This window comes from Bradyrhizobium zhengyangense (assembly GCF_022012435.1).
GTDB classification, from domain to species: domain Bacteria; phylum Pseudomonadota; class Alphaproteobacteria; order Rhizobiales; family Xanthobacteraceae; genus Bradyrhizobium; species Bradyrhizobium zhengyangense.
In genome coordinates, this window is record NZ_JAKLUA010000002.1 from 541,858 (window position 1) to 558,890 (window position 17,033).

The window sequence follows — 17,033 nt, forward strand, 5'->3', positions numbered from 1 at the left end:
ACGCTGTAGACTCATCGGAGTTTGGGGTTGAGCGCGTCGCGCAGCCAGTCGCCGAGCAGATTGATCGACAGGATCAGCGCCGCGAGTGCGATCCCGGGGAAGGCGACGATCCACCATTCGCCTGCGAACAGATAGCCGTTGCCGATGCGGATCAGCGTGCCGAGCGACGGCATGGTTTCGGGCATGCCCGAGCCGAGGAACGAGAGCGTTGCCTCGGTGATGATGGCGAGCGCGAGGTTGATGGTGGCGATCACGAGGATCGGCCCCGTGGTGTTCGGCAGCACGTGGCGCAGCATGATCACGGGGGCGGGAAGGCCGATCAATTGCGCGGCCGCGACGTAATCCTTGTTCTTCTCGACCAGGACCGAACCACGCACCGTACGCGCATACTGCACCCAAAAGCTCAGACCGATCGCGAAGACCAGAACGGCCAGCATGCTCATCTCGTCGAGCTTGTTGCCAAAGACCGATTTGGCAATGCCGTTGATCAAGAGCGCGATCAGGATGGCCGGAAACGAAAGCTGCACGTCGGCAATGCGCATGATTAGCCCATCGACGGCGCCGCCGAAATAGCCCGCCGTCAGCCCAAGCAGGATGCCGATCGCGCCGGACAAAACCACGCCGAGCACGCCGACGAGCAGCGAGATGCGCAGGCCGTAGAGGATCGCCGACAGCACGTCGCGGCCCTGCTCGTCGGTGCCGAGCAGGAACGGGCTCTGGCCGTCGGCGGTCCAGAGCGGCGAGATGCGCGAATTCATCAGCTGGAGCTGCGCCGGGTCGAACGGATTTTGCACCGATAGCACCGAGGCGAAGATCGCGATCAGGAAGAACAGCAGCGTCACGCCCGCTGCGATCATCGTGATCTTGGAGCGACGGAACGAATAGAACAAGTCGCTGTCGAGCGCGCGCCTGAACCAGCCAGGCGCCGCCGCAGGACGCTTCTCGGTCGGATGGGAAACGACGGCTTCGCTCATGTCAGTGTGCCCGGCTGACCGTCGAGCGCAGCCGCGGATCGACGATGGTGTAGAGGATATCAACCACGAGGTTGATGGTGACGAAGATCAAGGACACCATCATCAAATACGCTGCCATGATTGGGATATCGACGTTCTGAACGGCCTGCACGAACAGGAGCCCCATGCCAGGCCATTGGAACACGGTTTCGGTGATGATCGCGAAAGCAATGACCGAGCCGAATTGTAGACCTGCAACGGTGATCACGGGAACCAGCGTGTTGCGCAGCGCGTGTCCGAAATGGATTGCCCGCGTGGTCAGACCGCGGGCGCGGGCGAAGCGGATATAGTCGGTTCGCAGCACTTCCAGCATCTCGGCGCGCACCAGCCGCATGATCAGCGTCATCTGGAACAGGCCAAGCGTGATCGAGGGCATGATGAGCGCCTTCAGGCCCGACAGTGTCAGCAGCCCCGTCGTCCACCAGCCGATATGCACGACGTCGCCACGGCCAAACGAGGGCAGCCAACCGAGCGTCACCGAGAAAAGGTAGATCATGAGAATGCCGATCAGGAAGGTCGGCAGCGAGATGCCGATCAGCGAGACGGCCTGGAAGATGTGCGCGAGCCAGCTGTCGCGGCGAAGCGCCGAATAGACCCCCATCAGGATTCCGCTAATCATCGCGAAGATGGTGGCGCAAATCGCGAGCTCCAGCGTTGCGGGCATCCGCTCCATCAGCAGGTCGGAGACGGGCAGGCGGAACTGGTAGGACACGCCGAATTTGAACTGCGCAGCGTTGCCGACGTAGCGGCCGAACTGCACGATGAAGGGATCGTCCAGGCCGAGCGATTTGCGGATCGCGGCGCGCTCGGCGCCTGAGGTATCCATTCCGACCATCTGGTTCACGGGGTCGCCGGCGAAGCGGAACATCGAAAATGAGATGATCCCGACGGCGATCATGACACCGATGGCCTGGATGGCTCGGCGCAGTGTGAAAGCGAGCATCTGTTCCTTTCACATCTCTTCAGCAGCACGCATCATTGCGTTAACCTGAAACGGCAAGTCTTCCAAATAGCAAGTCCCGGAAGCCAGATCTTGAAAGCGATGGCTTCCGGGACTTCACAAGAGGTCGATACTTACTCTTCCTGCTTGGTCGCCCAGTAGAGCATGACCATGTTGTCCGCACGCTGGGTCAGCTTCACCTTTTTCGATACGCCCCAGGCAAGCGCCTGCTGGTGCAGCGGAATATAGGCCCAGTCCTTCATCGACAGCTCGAAGGCCTGCTTGATCAGCTGATCGCGCTTGGCCGCATCGGACTCCACGAGAACCTTGTCGGCGAGCTCGTCGAACTGCTTGTTGCAATAGCCGGCGAGATTGGCTTCGCCGCGGTTGGGATCCTTGGGATCGTCCCGGCAGCCCATGATGTCGTGCAGCACGTTCTGGGAATCGAGCGTATCCGGGGTCCAGCCCAGCAAGAACAGCGAGGTCTTGTAGCCGCCGGGCTTCAGCACCTTGGCGAAATACTGGGCCTTGGGCTGCGCCAACAGATCCACCTTGATGTTGATGCGGGCGAGCATGCCGACGATCGCCTGGCAGATGGCCGCGTCATTGACGTAGCGGTCGTTCGGACAGTCCATCGTCACTTCGAAACCGTCGGCATATCCGGCGTCCGCCAGAAGCTTCTTGGCGGCGTCGGGGTCGAACTTCGGCCGGATTAAGTCCTTCGCGGAAAAGATCTCTGGTGCGACCATCAGTGCGGACGGCGTGGACAGCCCGCGCATGACGCGATTCTTGATCAAGTCGACGTCGATCGCCCGGTAGACGGCTTCGCGGACGCGAACGTCCTTGAACGGGTTCTTGCCCTTGACGTTCGAATAAAGGAGCTCGTCGCGCGCCTGATCCATGCCGACGAAGATGGTGCGGAGTTCAGGTCCGGTCAGGACGGTGGCGTTGGGGCTCGCCTTCACGCGCTCGATGTCCTGCACCGGAACTGGCTCGATCACATCGACCTCGCCCGACAACAGGGCCGCGACACGCGTGGCGGGGTTGGCGATCGGCGTGAAGACGATCTCCTTCAAATTATGTTCCGGCTTGCGCCACCAGTTCGGGTTGGCCTTGAAGACAGTCTTCACGCCCGGCTGATGGCTCTCGATGGTGAAGGGCCCGGTGCCGTTTTCATGCAGCGAGGCGTAGCTCGGGGTCGTCGCGGCCGCGGGCGTCGGTGCCACCGCATCGTTCGCCTCTGCCCATTTCTTGTCCATGATGTACCAGGTCGCCCACAACGCGGTCAGGATCGGATTGGGCGAGGTCAGGACGAAATCGACGGTGTAATCGTCGATCTTGACGACCTTGGCGTCGGCAGGAACGCGGCTCTGGAAGTTCGAGCCTTTCGCTCGCACGCGCTCGGCCGAGAATACGACGTCATCAGCGGTGAAGGGGTCACCGTTGTGGAATTTCACACCCTTGCGCAGATGAAAGCGCCAGCGTGTCGGCTCCGGCGTCTCCCAGCTTTCGGCGAGCGCCGGGATGATCTTCAGGTCCTTGCCGCGGGCCACCAGGCCCTCATAGACATGGCCGAGATGCGCACTGGTGGTCGACTCATTCAGCGTGTAGGGATCGAGCGACTTCAGCTCACCCTGGTTGGCGTAGCGCAGCGTCTGGCTCGACGCCGGCGAGACCGCCAACGCAAGCACACCGGCGAGCGTCGCCGCAAACAAACTTCGTCCGACTGACATTCTTGACCCTCTCCACTCGCCCGCACCGTGATTTTTGATTGTTCGGTGGGGATGATCGATCCATGTTGCCCAGAGTTCTCGGCCCGTGCAAGCGCCATTCCAGCAAGGAACGCGCCAAGTTGCGCCGCTGTGCAGCAATGCTGACCAGCTTTTAGGGGAGAGAGGCGTGCGGGCGACATTGGACTTTCGGCCCGGTCAGGCCTCGAAAATGAGGGTGGAAACGGTCCGCCAGCGCCCGTTCGCGCCGACAATTTGATTGACCATATCCGCCGGTTGCGGAAGCCGGCTCCCCGTCCCCGGCTCAGGTCGCTTGCGTCGCACACCGTGTCGCGGTGATACTGCGTGACGCCGCTCGAATCTCATCCGGAGGGGACATGAAAGTTAACATCGAAATCGACTGCACCCCCCTCGAGGCCCGCCAGTTTTTCGGATTGCCTGATGTGTCGCCGATGCAGACCGCGGTGATGGACAAGCTCCAGCAGCAGGTTTTGAGCAACATCGAGAAGGTCTCGCCGGAATCGCTGATCCAGAGTTGGTTCACCTTCGATCCCAAGCTGGCGGAACGGTTTCAGGACATGTTCGTCACCATGGCCGGTCTCGGCGCCCCGCGCAGCGGCGACAAGAAGAAGTAATGCCCGACGCGCGCGACGGAGCGCCAGGCTCGGACGGGCTTCGTCCGCCAGCCCTTGGCCTGCTGCTCGCCGAGGCGCGCAGTCTGTTCGAATTCAACGCCAGCGTCCTGCTGTCACCACTGCTGATGCGCGCGCCCAGGGGCGATGGCCATCCGGTGCTGGCGCTGCCGGGCTTTCTCGCCAGCGATCTGTCGATGGCACCGATGCGGCGCTATCTCGGCGGACTCGGCTATGAGGCCCATGCCTGGCGGATGGGTCGAAATCTCGGCGGGCTGTCGCGGATGCGGGAAGCCTTGCGCGCCCGTCTCACCGAGATCCATGCCGCAACCGGGCGCAAGGTCAGCCTGGTCGGATGGAGCCTCGGCGGTGTCTATGCTCGCGATCTCGCGCTGCAGGCGCCCGAGCTGGTCCGTTATGTCATCACACTCGGCAGCCCTTTTGCCAATGATGTGCGGGCGACCAATGCGACCGCGCTGTACGAGGCGCTATCCGGCGAGCGGGTCGAGGACTTTGCCGAGCTGCGCGAGGCGATCGCCGGGGATCTCAAGGTGCCGGCGACATCGATCTATTCGCGCGCAGATGGCGTCGTGAATTGGCGGACCTGCCTGTTGCGCCCCTCCGAGCGCGCCGAGAACCTCGAAGTGTATTTCGCCAGCCATATCGGGCTCGGGGTGAACCCCGCGGCGTTGTGGGCCGTGGCCGATCGCCTGGCGCAACCGGAGGGGGAGTTCTGGCCATTTGATCGGGCCGGACCGTTTGCCATTGCATATGCCCCGCCGGAGCGGGCAATATCGGCCTGACGAGAAGCGCCAGCAAGGCGCCAGTCGAATATGAGTGGAGGGAACTATGGCTGACGGTAAGAAACTGTCGTCGCTGGACGCATCATTTCTCTATCTGGAAACGCCTGAGATGCCGATGCATGTCGGCAGCATGGCGATCTTTCGCCTGCCCGACGACTACAAGGGCGACTTTTTCGAAGACTTCAAGGCGATGATCGTCTCGCGGCTGCACATCGCGCCGATCCTCAAGGCGCGCCTGGAGAAGGCGCCGCTCGACATTGATCATCCGACCTGGGTTGAAGACGACCAGTTCGACATCGACCGTCACATCTTCCGCGCCAGCCTGCCGGCGCCGCGCGACCGCGCCACGCTCGAACGCATCGTCGGCTGGATGCATGCCAAGCTCCTGAACCGTGCCCGCCCGCTCTGGGAATTCTATGTGTTTGAAGGCATGAAGGACAATGAGGTCGGGCTCTATTCCAAGATGCACCATGCCGCCATCGACGGCGGCGCCGGCGCGGCCCTGACCAACATGATCTACGACATCTCGCCGATCCCGCGGAAGGTCGAGCCGCCGACGGGCGCGTCCAAGCCCGGGCAGGAGCCGCGCGACATCGCAGCCAACCTGCTCGATTCCTATCAGCAACTCTTCAGCCAGCCGCTCGAAGCGTCGGCGGCTGCGAAGAATCTGCAGTTGCCGCGCACCGGCAAGAGCGACATCGGCTCGATCCTGTTCGACAACGCGATGTACCAGATCGAGAGCGCAGTACGCTTCGCCGGAAATATTCCAACCATGGTCAAGAGCGTCTCCGACGTTCTCGGAAAGATCTCCGATCCGAAGTCGCGCGAAAGCCTCGCCAGCATGGTGTCGCCGCCGACCATGCTCAACAAGACGATTTCATCGGAGCGGAGCTTTGCCGGCGTGTCGATCTCGCTGTCGCGCTCCAAGGCGCTGGCCAAGCAGGCCGGCGGCAAGCTCAACGACGTCGTGCTGGCGCTCGCCTCCGGCGTCGTCCGCCGCTACCTCCTGCAGTACGGCACGCTGCCGGCGAAATCGTTGACCGCTGCAGTGCCGATCTCGCTACGCGAAGAGGGTAACACCGAGGCCAACAACCAGGTGTTCGGCATGATCTGCTCGATCGCGACTAATATCGCGGATCCCAAGGCGCGGCTCGAGGCCATCATCGCGCAGTCGACCAAGTCCAAGGAGATGTCGCATCCGTTGCGGGCCCTGATGCCGCAAGTCTCCAACATCTCGATGCTGGGGACTCCGATCATCGTCCAGATCCTGGCGCTGCTCTACAGCCGCTCGGACCTGTCGGATGTGCTGCCGCCGGCGGCCAACATCACCGTGTCCAACGTGCCGGGGCCGCGGCAGACGCTCTATGCGGCCGGCGCCGAGCTGTTGCACATCTTCCCAGTGTCGATCTCGACGCACGGGCAGGCGCTCAACATCACCGTGCAGAGCTATCGCGACCAGCTCGATTTCGGCTTCATCGTCGGCGCCAACATCATTCCGCATGTGCAGGTGATGTGCGACATGCTGCCGGAGGAGTTCGCTGCGTTGGAGGCGGCCTATGCGCCGCCCGCGGCCGAAGTCAAAGGCGCGGCTGAATAGGAAGTCAGGATTATTGCAATGATCGAAATGCCGCCGCTCAAGTTCGCGCAGACGAACGGAATCCGCATGGGCTATTACGAGGCGGGCCCAGTGACTGACAAGCCGCCGGTTGTCTTGTGTCATGGCTGGCCCGAGCTCGCCTTCTCCTGGCGCCACCAGATCAAAGCGCTGAGCGAAGCCGGCATCCGCGTGATCGCACCGGACCAGCGCGGCTATGGCGCAACCGACCGGCCAGAGCCGGTCGAAGCCTATGACATGGAGCACCTGACCGGCGATCTCGTCGGGCTGCTCGATCATCTCGACATCGAGAAGGCGATCTTCGTCGGCCACGATTGGGGCGGCTTCGTTGTCTGGCAGATGCCGCTGCGGCACCCTAAGCGCGTTGCCGGCGTTGTCGGTGTCAACACGCCGCACTGGGACCGTGCGCCAATGGATCCGATCGCGCTGTTCCGCCAGCGCTTCGGCGACGACATGTACATTGTCCAGTTCCAGGATCCCGCGCGCGAGCCGGACAGGATTTTCGGTAGCCGCGTCGAGCAGACCTTTGATGCCTTCATGCGCAAACCGTTGGCGCGGCCGGCGGCGAAATCAGAGGAGCCGCCGATCGCCGGCGTTGGCGCATCGTCAAAGACCAATCTGGCGTTTCCTCAGATGATCGCGGCCTATGATGCCAAGGTCGATCCGCGTACGCCGATCCTCTCGGCAGACGAGAAGAAAGTATTCGTCGACACCTTCACGACAACCGGCTTCACCGGCGGCATCAATTGGTATCGTAATTTCACCCGCAATTGGGAACGCTCGAAGGGGCTCGATCACCACATCACCGTGCCGTCGCTGATGATCATGGCCGAGAACGACGCGGTGCTGCCGCCGTCGGCGGCCGACGGCATGGAGAGACTGGTGGCTGACCTCGAGAAATACCTGGTGAAGGACAGCGGCCATTGGACGCAGCAGGAGAAGCCGGAAGAGGTCAGCGCCATCTTGATCGAATGGCGTAGAAGGCGGTTTGGTTAGCTCGTCATTGCGAGCAGGGGGAAGCGTAGCAATGTCATCGAAGAACCGTCTGGACCCGATTCCGCAGCCGCCGACCAAGCCAGTGGTCGGCAACATGCTGTCGCTGGATTCGGCTGCGCCCGTGCAGCATCTGACGCGACTTGCCAAGGAGCTCGGCCCTATCTTCTGGCTCGATATGATGGGCTCGCCGATCGTCGTCGTGTCCGGCCATGATCTCGTCGACGAGCTCTCCGATGAGAAGCGCTTCGACAAGACGGTGCGCGGTGCGCTGCGGCGTGTGCGTGCGGTCGGCGGCGACGGCCTGTTCACGGCTGATACCAAGGAGCCGAACTGGAGCAAGGCGCACAACATCCTGCTCCAGCCGTTCGGTAACCGCGCCATGCAGTCCTACCATCCGAGCATGGTCGATATCGCCGAGCAGCTCGTCCACAAATGGGAGCGTCTGAACGCCGACGACGAAATCGACGTCGTCCACGACATGACCGCGCTGACACTCGATACCATCGGCCTCTGTGGCTTCGAATACCGCTTCAACTCGTTCTACCGGCGCGACTACCACCCCTTCGTCGAGTCGCTGGTGCGCTCGCTCGAAACCATCATGATGACGCGCGGCCTGCCGTTCGAGCAGCTCTGGATGCAGAAGCGCAGAAAGACGCTTGGCGAAGACGTCGCCTTCATGAACAAGATGGTCGACGAGATCATCGCCGAGCGCCGCAAGAGCGCGGAAGGCATTGACGACAAGAAGGACATGCTCGCCGCGATGATGACCGGCGTCGACCGCTCGACCGGCGAGCAGCTCGACGACGTCAACATCCGCTACCAGATCAACACGTTCCTGATCGCGGGCCACGAGACCACCAGCGGCCTTTTGTCCTACACGCTCTATGCGCTTCTGAAGCACCCGGATATTCTCAAGAAGGCCTATGACGAGGTCGATCGCGTCTTCGGCCCAGACGTCAACGCGAAGCCGACCTACCAGCAGGTCACGCAGCTCACTTACATCACGCAGATCCTGAAGGAGGCGCTGCGGCTGTGGCCACCGGCGCCGGCCTACGGCATCTCACCACTGAATGACGAGACCATTGGCGGCGGCAAGTACAAGCTCAGGAAAGGCACGTTCATCACGATCCTGGTGACCGCACTGCATCGCGACCCCAGCGTCTGGGGACCCAATCCCGATGCGTTCGATCCCGAGAATTTCAGCAAGGAAGCCGAAGCAAAACGGCCGATCAATGCCTGGAAGCCGTTTGGCAACGGCCAGCGTGCCTGCATCGGTCGCGGCTTCGCCATGCACGAGGCCGCGCTCGCGCTCGGCATGATCCTCCAGCGCTTCAAGCTGATCGACCATCAGCGCTATCAGATGCACCTGAAGGAAACGCTGACAATGAAGCCGGAAGGCTTCAAGATCAAGGTGCGTCCGCGCGCCGATCGCGAGCGCGGTGCCTATGGCGGCCCGGTCGCAGCTACGGCGTCTGCGCCACGGGCACCGCGCCAGCCGACCACGCGGCCCGGTCACAACACGCCGATGCTGGTTCTTTATGGCTCCAATCTCGGCACCGCCGAGGAGCTTGCAACGCGCATGGCCGATCTTGCCGAGATCAACGGCTTTGCCGTGCATCTTGGGCCGCTCGACGAGTATGTCGGGAAGCTGCCGCAGCAGGGCGGCGTGCTGATCATCTGCGCGTCGTATAACGGCGCCCCGCCCGACAATGCGACGCAATTCGTCAAATGGCTCGGCGAGGATCTGCCGAAGGATGCCTTTGCCGGTGTGCGCTACGCCGTGTTCGGCTGCGGCAACAGCGACTGGGCCGCGACCTATCAATCGGTGCCGCGCTTCATCGACGAGCAATTGTCCATGCATGGCGCCCGCGCGGTCTATCCGCGCGGCGAGGGCGATGCGCGCAGCGATCTCGACGGTCAGTTCCAGAAATGGTTCCCAGCGGCTGCCCAGGTCGCCACCAAGGAATTCGGCATCGACTGGAATTTCACCCGCACCGCAGAGGACGATCCGCTCTACGCGATCGAGCCTGTCGCGGTGACCGCCGTCAACACCATCGTCGCCCAGGGTGGCGCCGTCGCGATGAAGGTGCTGGCCAATGACGAGCTTCAGAACAGGTCAGGCTCCAATCCGTCGGAGCGCTCGACACGTCATATCGAGGTTCAACTGCCGGCCAATATCAGCTACCGCGTCGGGGATCACTTGAGCGTCGTCCCGCGCAACGATCCGACGCTGGTGGATTCCGTCGCCCGGCGGTTCGGCTTCCTGCCGGCCGACCAGATCAGGCTTCAGGTCGCCGAGGGCCGCCGCGCGCAATTGCCGGTTGGCAATGCCGTGTCGGTCGGACGCCTGCTCAGCGAGTTCGTCGAGTTGCAGCAGGTTGCGACACGGAAGCAGATCCAGACCATGGCCGAGCACACCCGCTGCCCGGTCACCAAGCCGAAGCTGCTGGCTTTCGTCGGCGACGAGCCTGACACGCTCGAGCGATACCGCGCCGAGATTCTGGGCAAGCGCAAGTCGGTGTTTGACCTGTTGCTCGAATACCCAGCCTGCGAATTGCCATTCCACGTCTATCTGGAAATGCTCTCGCTGCTTGCGCCGCGCTATTACTCAATCTCGTCCTCGCCATCGGTCGACCCTGCGCGTTGCAGCGTCACCGTCGGCGTGGTCGAAGGACCGGCGGCCTCAGGGCGCGGCACCTACAAGGGCATTTGCTCGAACTACCTCGCCAACCGGCGCGCGGGCGATACGGTCTACGCGACTGTCCGCGAGACCAAGGCTGGCTTCCGGCTGCCCGACGATCCATCCGTGCCTGTTATCATGATTGGCCCGGGCACGGGACTCGCGCCGTTCCGCGGCTTCCTCCAGGAGCGAGCGGCGCGCAAGGCCAAGGGGGCCAGCCTCGGCTCGTCCATGTTGTTTTTCGGTTGCCGCCATCCCGATCAGGATTTTCTCTATGCTGACGAGCTGAAGGCACTGGCTGCGAGCGGCATCACCGAGCTGTTCACTGCGTTCTCGCGGGCGGAAGGACCGAAGACCTATGTCCAGCACGTGCTCGCCGTGCAGAAGGACAAGGTCTGGCCGCTGATCGAGCAGGGCGCGATCATCTACGTCTGCGGCGACGGCAGCAGGATGGAGCCCGACGTGAAGGCGGCGCTGGTTGCGATCTACCGGGAGAAGAGCGGTGGCGATGCGGCTGCGGGCGCCCGCTGGATCGAGGAGATGGGTACGAAGAACCGCTACGTGCTGGACGTGTGGGCCGGCGGGTGACCGCCAGCCCAATCGTGCTAAACGTCTGCCATGATTCCCTGGGAAAAGCTCGACACCGCCAAAATCCCCGGCTCCGACGAGGAGCTCCGCCTGATGCGGCGGGGCAAGGAGTTCTCGATCAAGCTCGGCACTAACGAGCTGATGAATAACCGCCTGTCGGGCTCCGAAGCCGCGCTCGCGACGCTTGCGGCGAAGCAGATCGAGAAAGTCGCAAAGCCCGCTGTTCTGATCGGGGGGCTCGGCATGGGCTTTACGCTGCGCGCTGCGCTCGCCGTGCTCGGAAGCAAGGCAAAGATCATAGTCTCTGAACTGGTGCCGGCGGTGGTTGCGTGGGCGCGAGGTCCGATGGCGGAGGTCTTCGGCGACAGCCTCGATGATGCCAGGGTGAGCATCCGGGAGACCGATGTTGGCGAAATCATCCGTGCGAAGGACTCGACCTTCGACGCGATCCTGCTCGACGTCGACAATGGGCCGGAAGGGCTGACGCGGAAGGGCAATGACGCGCTCTACAGTGCGAGCGGATTGGCGGCGGCGAAGGCTGCGCTGCGGCCCGGCGGTGTGCTCGCTGTCTGGTCGTCAGGACCGAACCCCGCCTTCACCAAGCGTCTCGGGCGCGCCGGCTTCGACGTCAACGAGGTCGCCGTCCGCGCCACCGGCAGAGGCGGCGGCGCGCGCCATGTGATCTGGATCGCGAAGAAGTCTTAAGCTGCCTTCGCCGCTGCACCATGCGCGTGCTTGTCGATCGCGCCGATGATCTCTGGCCAGAACCGCATCGGCAGCGCGTGGCCCATGCCCTCGATCATCAACAACTTTGCGCCATGAACTGACTCCGCCGTGTCCTTGCCGCCTTCAGGGCGGACCAGCGGATCGACCGTGCCGTGGATCACGAGCGTCGGCGTCTTCACGCCATGCAGCCGTTCCTTGCGGCTGCCGGAGGCCAGCACGGCACGGAGCTGCCGACCGACGCCAGCGGGATTGAGCCCGCGGGCGAAGACGCGTTCGGCACGACCTGGGTCGAGCGCTTCTTCCTCGGGAAAGGAGCCGGCGCGCAAGACCTTCCAGGTCTCGCCGAAGCGGGTGACGAACTCTTCCTTGCTGCGCGGCGGCGGCGCCATCAGCATCGCGGCGGCCTCCCGCGTCGGCGGCGGCACGCGCGGATTGCCTGTCGTCGACATGATCGAGGTCAGCGAGCGCACGCGCTGCGGAAACGATAGCGTCACCTCCTGCGCGATCATGCCGCCCATCGATGCGCCGACCAGATGTGCCGATTTGATCCCGAGCGCGTCCATCAGGCCGACCGTGTCCTTGGCCATGTCGATCAGCTTGTACGTCGCGGCGACCGGAATCCTGAGGAAGCGAAGCTTGAGCAGTTCGAGCGGCGTCAGGCGCTTGCCCCCGGTCAGATGGCTCGACTTTCCGATGTCGCGGTTGTCGAAACGGATCACGCGAAAGCCGCGGGCGGCGAGCTGCTCGCAGAACGCATCGTCCCAATGGATCATTTGCGCCCCGAGCCCCATGATCAGCAGCAGCGGCTCGGCATTGTCGTTGCCGAAGATCTCATAGCAGATGTCGATGCCGTTGGCGCGGACGGTCTGCGGCGGCTGATGGGTGGAGGCGTTCACCGGATTGTTCCCCTGTGGCAGGCCGGAATTGTATCGCATGGTTTGCCGTCGCAAAGAAGCCGTGCGTGCGACATCGCCCTGTCGCTTAGCCGTTGACCGGCCCGTCGCAACGGTGTGGTATGGCGACAAAAGAGGGGCGCAAGAAGCCCTCGAGACCTGGAGGACGCCGATGACCGACAAGATCACCGACCCTGTCGCCCTGTGGCAGAAGATGGTTGGCGAGATGGAGAAGGGCTTCAACTCCTTCGCCACCAAGGCGATGGAGACGCCCGAATTCTCGCAGGCCATGAATCGCGCCGGCGGCGCTGCTGCGGGTGCTCAGAAACAGTTCGGCGATCTCATGGAGAAATATCTCCTCTCGATGAATCTGCCGAGCCGCGAGCAGATGACCGGCATTGCCGAGCGCCTGCAAGCCATCGAGGGGCAGATCGGCGAGATCAAGTCGATGCTGAGCCAGATGTCGGCGGCGTCAGGTGGATCGCCGATCGATACCGCACCGCGGCCGCCTCGCACGAAACGTCCGCCGTCCGAAGGCGGAGGGCCGAAATGAACGCGCCGACGGGACTTGATTTCGCAGCAATCCCGGAGCGCATCCAGGCCGAGGTGCAGCGCGCCATCCAGCGCAGCATCAAGGGCGTGGAATATTTCTCGACCTCCGGTCCGACACTCGGATCGACCCCAAAGGACGTGCTGCATTCGCGCGGCACGATGAGCCTCTACCACTACCGGCCGATGTCGGACGAGATTTATCGCGTGCCGGTGCTGGTCGTGATGGCGACCACCAATCGCGGCTACATCCTCGACCTCGTGCCGGGCCAGAGTTTCATCGAGTTCCTGCTGAGGCGCGGCTACGACGTCTACATGCTCGACTGGAGCGCGCCGCGGCCGGAGGAGCGAAGCCTGCGCATGGAGGACTATGTCCTCGACTTCATCCCGGATTGCGTCCGCCGGGTGCAGGCCGATTCCGGCGAGCAGGACGTCTCGGTGATCGGCTATTGCTTCGGCGGCGTATTGTCGCTGCTCTACGGCTCGATCTTCCCGGACGGGCCGATGAAGAATCTGATCTGCTTCACCACGCCGATCGACTTTCGCGAGATGAAGCTGTTCTCCAATTTCTCCGACCGCCGCTATTTCGACGTCGACCGCCTCGTCGACAGCGTCGGCAACGTGCCGCCGGAGATGATCCTGTCTTCGTTCGAGATGCTTCGTCCGGCCTCGCGCGCCGCGAGCCAGATCCAGCTGTGGGAAAACATCTGGAACGACGAGTTCGTGAAATCGTACCGGATGTTCGACCGCTGGGCGACCGACACGCTGCCGCTGGCGGGCGAATATTTCCGCACCATCACCAAAGACCTGATGTGGGACAACAAGCTCTACAACGACACCATGTCGGTCGGGGGGCGGCCAGCGAAGCTCGCGAACATCAAGGTGCCGATCCTGCACGCGGTCGCCGAGCACGATCACATCGTGCCTTATGACGCGGCCAAGCATCTGATCGCGAAGATCGGCTCGGTGGACAAGGAAGAGGTGATGCTGAAAGGCGGTCACGTTTCGCTGGTCGCCGGCGCCAACGCCATCAAGCGGCTATGGCCGAAACTGGATTCCTGGCTGGGGACAAGATCGACATGAGTGAGCAGCGTTCCTATCCGCGTCACGTCAAGACCGACGCGGGCGATATCGAGATCCGCCTGATGTCGCCTGCTGATGAAGCGGCCGTGCTCGCCTTCGGCAAGGGCCTGCCGACCCATGACCTGCTGTTCCTGCCGCGCAACATCAGCGAGCCGAAGGTGCTGTCGGCCTGGGTCAAGGAGATCGAGCGCGGCGCCATTCAGAGCCTGCTCGCGGTGAAGGACGGCAAGGTCGTCGGCTGCGGCACGCTGGTGCGCGATCCGCACTCCTGGTCGCCCCATGTCGGCGAGATCCGCATGGTGGTGTCGCAGGACGTGCGCGGGAAGGGGGTGGGGAAGGCGCTGTCGCAGGAGACCTTTGCGCTCGCGCTCGGGGCGGGGCTGGAGAAGCTCTCGGTCCAGATGACGGTCGACCAGCAGGCGGCGATCGCGCTGTTCGAGAGCCTCGGCTTCAAGGCCGAGGCGCTGCTCCGGGACCATGTCCGGGACGTCGCCGGCAAGACCCACGACATCGTCGTGCTCGGCCACAACATCGCGCAGGTCCAGGCCCAGATGGAGGCGTATGGGCTGCCAGGCGCCGTCCAGCATTAAAGGCGTCGCCTACCGACCAAAACTCGAAATCAACCCCATGCACAGTAGGGCGGCGGGCCAGGGAGGCATCAGAATGCCTCCAAATAAGGCTGATCACGAATTCGTGATATCGCGATGCAACATGATTGTTGCATCGCACAATTAACTATGCCATATAAGCCGTGCCCCGGGCCATCGAGGACGGGGTGAGCCCATAGCTCAACCCAATGAGGATGGAGAGAACCCCCATGACCACCGAAACCAACACCGCCTTCGAGGGCTTCAAAGACGCTTTCAAGAACATCCAGAACCTGGAAGTTCCCGAGGCTGCCCGCGAATTCGTCAAGAAGACCGCCAACACCGCCAAGGACCGTGCTGCCGAGGTGTTCGCTGGCTCCGAGCGCGTGACCGCCGCCGTCGAGAACGCGGTGACCGAGTCCGTCACTGAAGCCGGCAAGATCAGCCGCAACATTCAGCAGGCGATCTACGAGGACGCCGAGGCGTTCTTCGCGGGTATCGACAAGCTCGCGTCCGCCAAGTCGTTCAGCGAAGCCGTCGAGATCCAGTCGAGCCTGCTCCGCGCCCGCGGCGAAGCGTTCGTCTCGCGCACCAAGGCGACCGCCGACTATCTCGGCAAGCTCGCCGCCAACGGTGCGAAGTCCGCTCAGGACAACTTTGCCAAGGTCTACAACAAGACCGCCTGATCTGGCGCCCTGAGACCAAACTGAAATTTGAGGCCCGCTTCGGCGGGCCTTTTGTTTGCGCTGCCGTCATTGCGAGGAGCTCGCGACAAAATTGCGTAGCAATTTTGCGCTGATGCGACGAAGCAATCCAGAGTCCCTCCGTGGAAAGACTCTGGATTGCTTCGCTTCGCTCGCAATGACGGAGTACTGTGATGCAGTCATGGATTCATCTACCAACTTCTCGTTTGATACACCTGCCGACGCGGAACGGGCAGCCGAGCTGCGCCGCGTCAAGGCGCTGGCGACGCTGGTGCTGGCCTCGACGCTTCTGCTGTTCGTCGTCGCGAAATGGCTGCTGCCGGTGCATCCCGCGTTCGGCTTCATCGCCGCTTTCGCGGAAGCCGCCACCATCGGCGGGCTCGCCGACTGGTATGCTGTGGTCGCGCTGTTCAAGCGGCCGCTCGGCCTGCCGATTCCGCACACCGCGATCATCCAGAGCAATCAGGCCCGCATCGCCGACAAGCTCGGCGAGTTCATCCAGGTGCATTTCCTCGAGGCTGGTCCGGTCGACGCCAAGCTGAGAGAGATCGATTTCGGCTCTTTCGTCGCCGACTGGCTGCGCGATCGCAAACGCAGCGATGATCTTGCTCGCTTTGCTCTGCGGCTATTGCCGGAGGCCGTGTCCGCGACGGAAAGCTCCGGCCTGATGACCTTCATCATCCGCCGCATGTCGACACAAATCCAGGCGATCGACCTCGCGCCGCTCGCAGCCGGCACGCTGCGCGGCTTCGTCGCGGAGGGGCGGCACCAGATCCTGTTTGACGATCTGCTGCGCGTGATGCACGAGACGCTGACCCAGAAAGAGACCATGGCAATGATCCGCGACAAGGTGCGCGCGGAGTTGCCGACCCTGCTCAACCTCTATCGCGCCGACAAGTTTCTCGTGAACAAGATTGTCTCGTCGGCAACGGCTTTCTTCAACGAGGTGCGCAGCGATCCCAAGCATCCGTTCCGCGGCGAGTTCGACCGCATGGTGCTGAGCTTCGTCGATCGGCTCGGTACCGACCAGGCCTATATCGATCGCATCGATGGCTTGAAGCGCGATTTCCTGGCGCGGCCAGAGCTTGCCGATCTCGCCCGCACCGTCTGGGCCAACACGCGCTCCTTCATCGAGCGCAGCGCATCCGGTGAAACGCAGGTGCTGCAGCATCATCTCGCCGGCATGTTCGTTTCGGCGGGCGATGCGCTCGCCGGCGATGCCGAGCTGCGCGGTGAGATCAACCAGGGCCTGGTGACGGTGCTGCGCAGCTTCGTCGCCGACCAGAAGAGCGGCGTCTCGACCTTCATCTCCGACCAGGTCAAGTCGTGGGACATGGCGCAGCTGATTTCGCTGATCGAAATCAACATCGGACGCGACCTGCAATACATCCGCTTCAACGGCTCGCTGATCGGCGGACTCGCGGGATTGGCGCTGTACTGCGTAGAATTCCTGCTCCGATTGTTGTGACTTTTGCGTCACGCCCAACAGCATTA

General features: G+C 62.9%; 15 protein-coding genes. 11 read left to right on the top strand and 4 right to left on the bottom strand.

What is annotated here, in order from left to right; all coding sequences use genetic code 11:
• Positions 1 to 11: 11 nt before the first annotated feature.
• From L6637_RS10905 to L6637_RS10915, 3 genes are all read right to left on the bottom strand, one after another.
• The gene (locus L6637_RS10905) at positions 12 to 974 is read right to left on the bottom strand and encodes an ABC transporter permease (RefSeq protein ID WP_237863681.1); all 963 of its coding nucleotides are present in this window, start codon (positions 972 to 974) and stop codon (positions 12 to 14) included.
• A gap of 1 nt (position 975) precedes the next feature.
• Complete coding sequence (locus L6637_RS10910; RefSeq protein ID WP_237863682.1) at positions 976 to 1,956, bottom strand: ABC transporter permease; 981 nt, start codon at positions 1,954 to 1,956, stop codon at positions 976 to 978.
• A 131-nt stretch (positions 1,957 to 2,087) separates the two neighbouring features.
• Positions 2,088 to 3,686 (bottom strand): ABC transporter substrate-binding protein, encoded by a 1,599-nt coding sequence (locus tag L6637_RS10915; protein ID WP_237870558.1) that lies wholly within the window; start codon positions 3,684 to 3,686, stop codon positions 2,088 to 2,090.
• 374 nt (positions 3,687 to 4,060) lie between these two features.
• Between L6637_RS10915 and L6637_RS10920 the strand changes: the two genes are divergently transcribed.
• Genes L6637_RS10920 through L6637_RS10945 form a run of 6 tightly spaced genes read left to right on the top strand, consistent with a single transcriptional unit; the run spans position 4,061 to position 11,702 of the window.
• Positions 4,061 to 4,318 carry a DUF6489 family protein gene (locus L6637_RS10920; RefSeq protein WP_128953009.1) on the top strand — a complete coding sequence of 86 codons (258 nt, stop codon included), beginning with the start codon at positions 4,061 to 4,063 and terminating at the stop codon, positions 4,316 to 4,318.
• Positions 4,318 to 5,118, top strand: coding sequence for an alpha/beta hydrolase family protein (locus L6637_RS10925; RefSeq protein ID WP_237870560.1), 801 nt, complete (start codon positions 4,318 to 4,320; stop codon positions 5,116 to 5,118). Before L6637_RS10920 ends, L6637_RS10925 begins: the two co-directional genes overlap by 1 nt.
• A gap of 46 nt (positions 5,119 to 5,164) precedes the next feature.
• Positions 5,165 to 6,715 (top strand): wax ester/triacylglycerol synthase family O-acyltransferase, encoded by a 1,551-nt coding sequence (locus L6637_RS10930; protein WP_237863685.1) that lies wholly within the window; start codon positions 5,165 to 5,167, stop codon positions 6,713 to 6,715.
• An 18-nt stretch (positions 6,716 to 6,733) separates the two neighbouring features.
• The gene (locus L6637_RS10935) at positions 6,734 to 7,729 is read left to right on the top strand and encodes an alpha/beta fold hydrolase (RefSeq protein ID WP_237870562.1); all 996 of its coding nucleotides are present in this window, start codon (positions 6,734 to 6,736) and stop codon (positions 7,727 to 7,729) included.
• Between the two features lie 31 nt (positions 7,730 to 7,760).
• Positions 7,761 to 10,997 (top strand): bifunctional cytochrome P450/NADPH--P450 reductase, encoded by a 3,237-nt coding sequence (locus L6637_RS10940; RefSeq protein WP_237870564.1) that lies wholly within the window; start codon positions 7,761 to 7,763, stop codon positions 10,995 to 10,997.
• A 30-nt stretch (positions 10,998 to 11,027) separates the two neighbouring features.
• Entirely contained in the window at positions 11,028 to 11,702 is a 675-nt protein-coding gene (locus tag L6637_RS10945; protein ID WP_237870566.1) for a spermidine synthase family protein, read from the top strand.
• Here the strand turns inward: L6637_RS10945 and L6637_RS10950 are convergent.
• The gene (locus L6637_RS10950; protein WP_237863689.1) at positions 11,699 to 12,658 is read right to left on the bottom strand and encodes an alpha/beta fold hydrolase; all 960 of its coding nucleotides are present in this window, start codon (positions 12,656 to 12,658) and stop codon (positions 11,699 to 11,701) included. The genes L6637_RS10945 and L6637_RS10950 overlap by 4 nt on opposite strands.
• A gap of 130 nt (positions 12,659 to 12,788) precedes the next feature.
• Between L6637_RS10950 and L6637_RS10955 the strand changes: the two genes are divergently transcribed.
• The 5 genes from L6637_RS10955 to L6637_RS10975 all read left to right on the top strand — a co-directional run bounded on the left by L6637_RS10955 (position 12,789) and on the right by L6637_RS10975 (position 17,007).
• The gene (locus tag L6637_RS10955; RefSeq protein ID WP_237863690.1) at positions 12,789 to 13,169 is read left to right on the top strand and encodes a hypothetical protein; all 381 of its coding nucleotides are present in this window, start codon (positions 12,789 to 12,791) and stop codon (positions 13,167 to 13,169) included.
• Positions 13,166 to 14,248, top strand: coding sequence for a PHA/PHB synthase family protein (locus L6637_RS10960; protein ID WP_237863691.1), 1,083 nt, complete (start codon positions 13,166 to 13,168; stop codon positions 14,246 to 14,248). Before L6637_RS10955 ends, L6637_RS10960 begins: the two co-directional genes overlap by 4 nt.
• A complete protein-coding gene (locus L6637_RS10965; protein WP_237863692.1) occupies positions 14,245 to 14,838 on the top strand; it encodes a GNAT family N-acetyltransferase in 594 nt (197 codons plus the stop codon). The genes L6637_RS10960 and L6637_RS10965 overlap by 4 nt, the downstream gene beginning before the upstream one ends.
• A 227-nt stretch (positions 14,839 to 15,065) precedes the next feature.
• Complete coding sequence (locus tag L6637_RS10970) at positions 15,066 to 15,521, top strand: phasin (protein ID WP_237863693.1); 456 nt, start codon at positions 15,066 to 15,068, stop codon at positions 15,519 to 15,521.
• 199 nt (positions 15,522 to 15,720) lie between these two features.
• The gene (locus L6637_RS10975; protein ID WP_237863694.1) at positions 15,721 to 17,007 is read left to right on the top strand and encodes a DUF445 domain-containing protein; all 1,287 of its coding nucleotides are present in this window, start codon (positions 15,721 to 15,723) and stop codon (positions 17,005 to 17,007) included.
• The last annotated feature ends 26 nt before the right edge of the window (positions 17,008 to 17,033 follow it).

Bases quoted from the DNA above. Each gene is read 5' to 3' on its own strand.
- L6637_RS10905 (WP_237863681.1), bottom strand. From the start codon at position 974: ATGAGCGAAGCCGTCGTTTCCCATCCGACCGAGAAGCGTCCTGCGGCG.
- L6637_RS10910 (WP_237863682.1), bottom strand. From the start codon at position 1,956: ATGCTCGCTTTCACACTGCGCCGAGCCATCCAGGCCATCGGTGTCATG.
- L6637_RS10915 (WP_237870558.1), bottom strand. From the start codon at position 3,686: ATGTCAGTCGGACGAAGTTTGTTTGCGGCGACGCTCGCCGGTGTGCTT.
- L6637_RS10920 (WP_128953009.1), top strand. From the start codon at position 4,061: ATGAAAGTTAACATCGAAATCGACTGCACCCCCCTCGAGGCCCGCCAG.
- L6637_RS10925 (WP_237870560.1), top strand. From the start codon at position 4,318: ATGCCCGACGCGCGCGACGGAGCGCCAGGCTCGGACGGGCTTCGTCCG.
- L6637_RS10930 (WP_237863685.1), top strand. From the start codon at position 5,165: ATGGCTGACGGTAAGAAACTGTCGTCGCTGGACGCATCATTTCTCTAT.
- L6637_RS10935 (WP_237870562.1), top strand. From the start codon at position 6,734: ATGATCGAAATGCCGCCGCTCAAGTTCGCGCAGACGAACGGAATCCGC.
- L6637_RS10940 (WP_237870564.1), top strand. From the start codon at position 7,761: ATGTCATCGAAGAACCGTCTGGACCCGATTCCGCAGCCGCCGACCAAG.
- L6637_RS10945 (WP_237870566.1), top strand. From the start codon at position 11,028: ATGATTCCCTGGGAAAAGCTCGACACCGCCAAAATCCCCGGCTCCGAC.
- L6637_RS10950 (WP_237863689.1), bottom strand. From the start codon at position 12,658: ATGCGATACAATTCCGGCCTGCCACAGGGGAACAATCCGGTGAACGCC.
- L6637_RS10955 (WP_237863690.1), top strand. From the start codon at position 12,789: ATGACCGACAAGATCACCGACCCTGTCGCCCTGTGGCAGAAGATGGTT.
- L6637_RS10960 (WP_237863691.1), top strand. From the start codon at position 13,166: ATGAACGCGCCGACGGGACTTGATTTCGCAGCAATCCCGGAGCGCATC.
- L6637_RS10965 (WP_237863692.1), top strand. From the start codon at position 14,245: ATGAGTGAGCAGCGTTCCTATCCGCGTCACGTCAAGACCGACGCGGGC.
- L6637_RS10970 (WP_237863693.1), top strand. From the start codon at position 15,066: ATGACCACCGAAACCAACACCGCCTTCGAGGGCTTCAAAGACGCTTTC.
- L6637_RS10975 (WP_237863694.1), top strand. From the start codon at position 15,721: ATGGATTCATCTACCAACTTCTCGTTTGATACACCTGCCGACGCGGAA.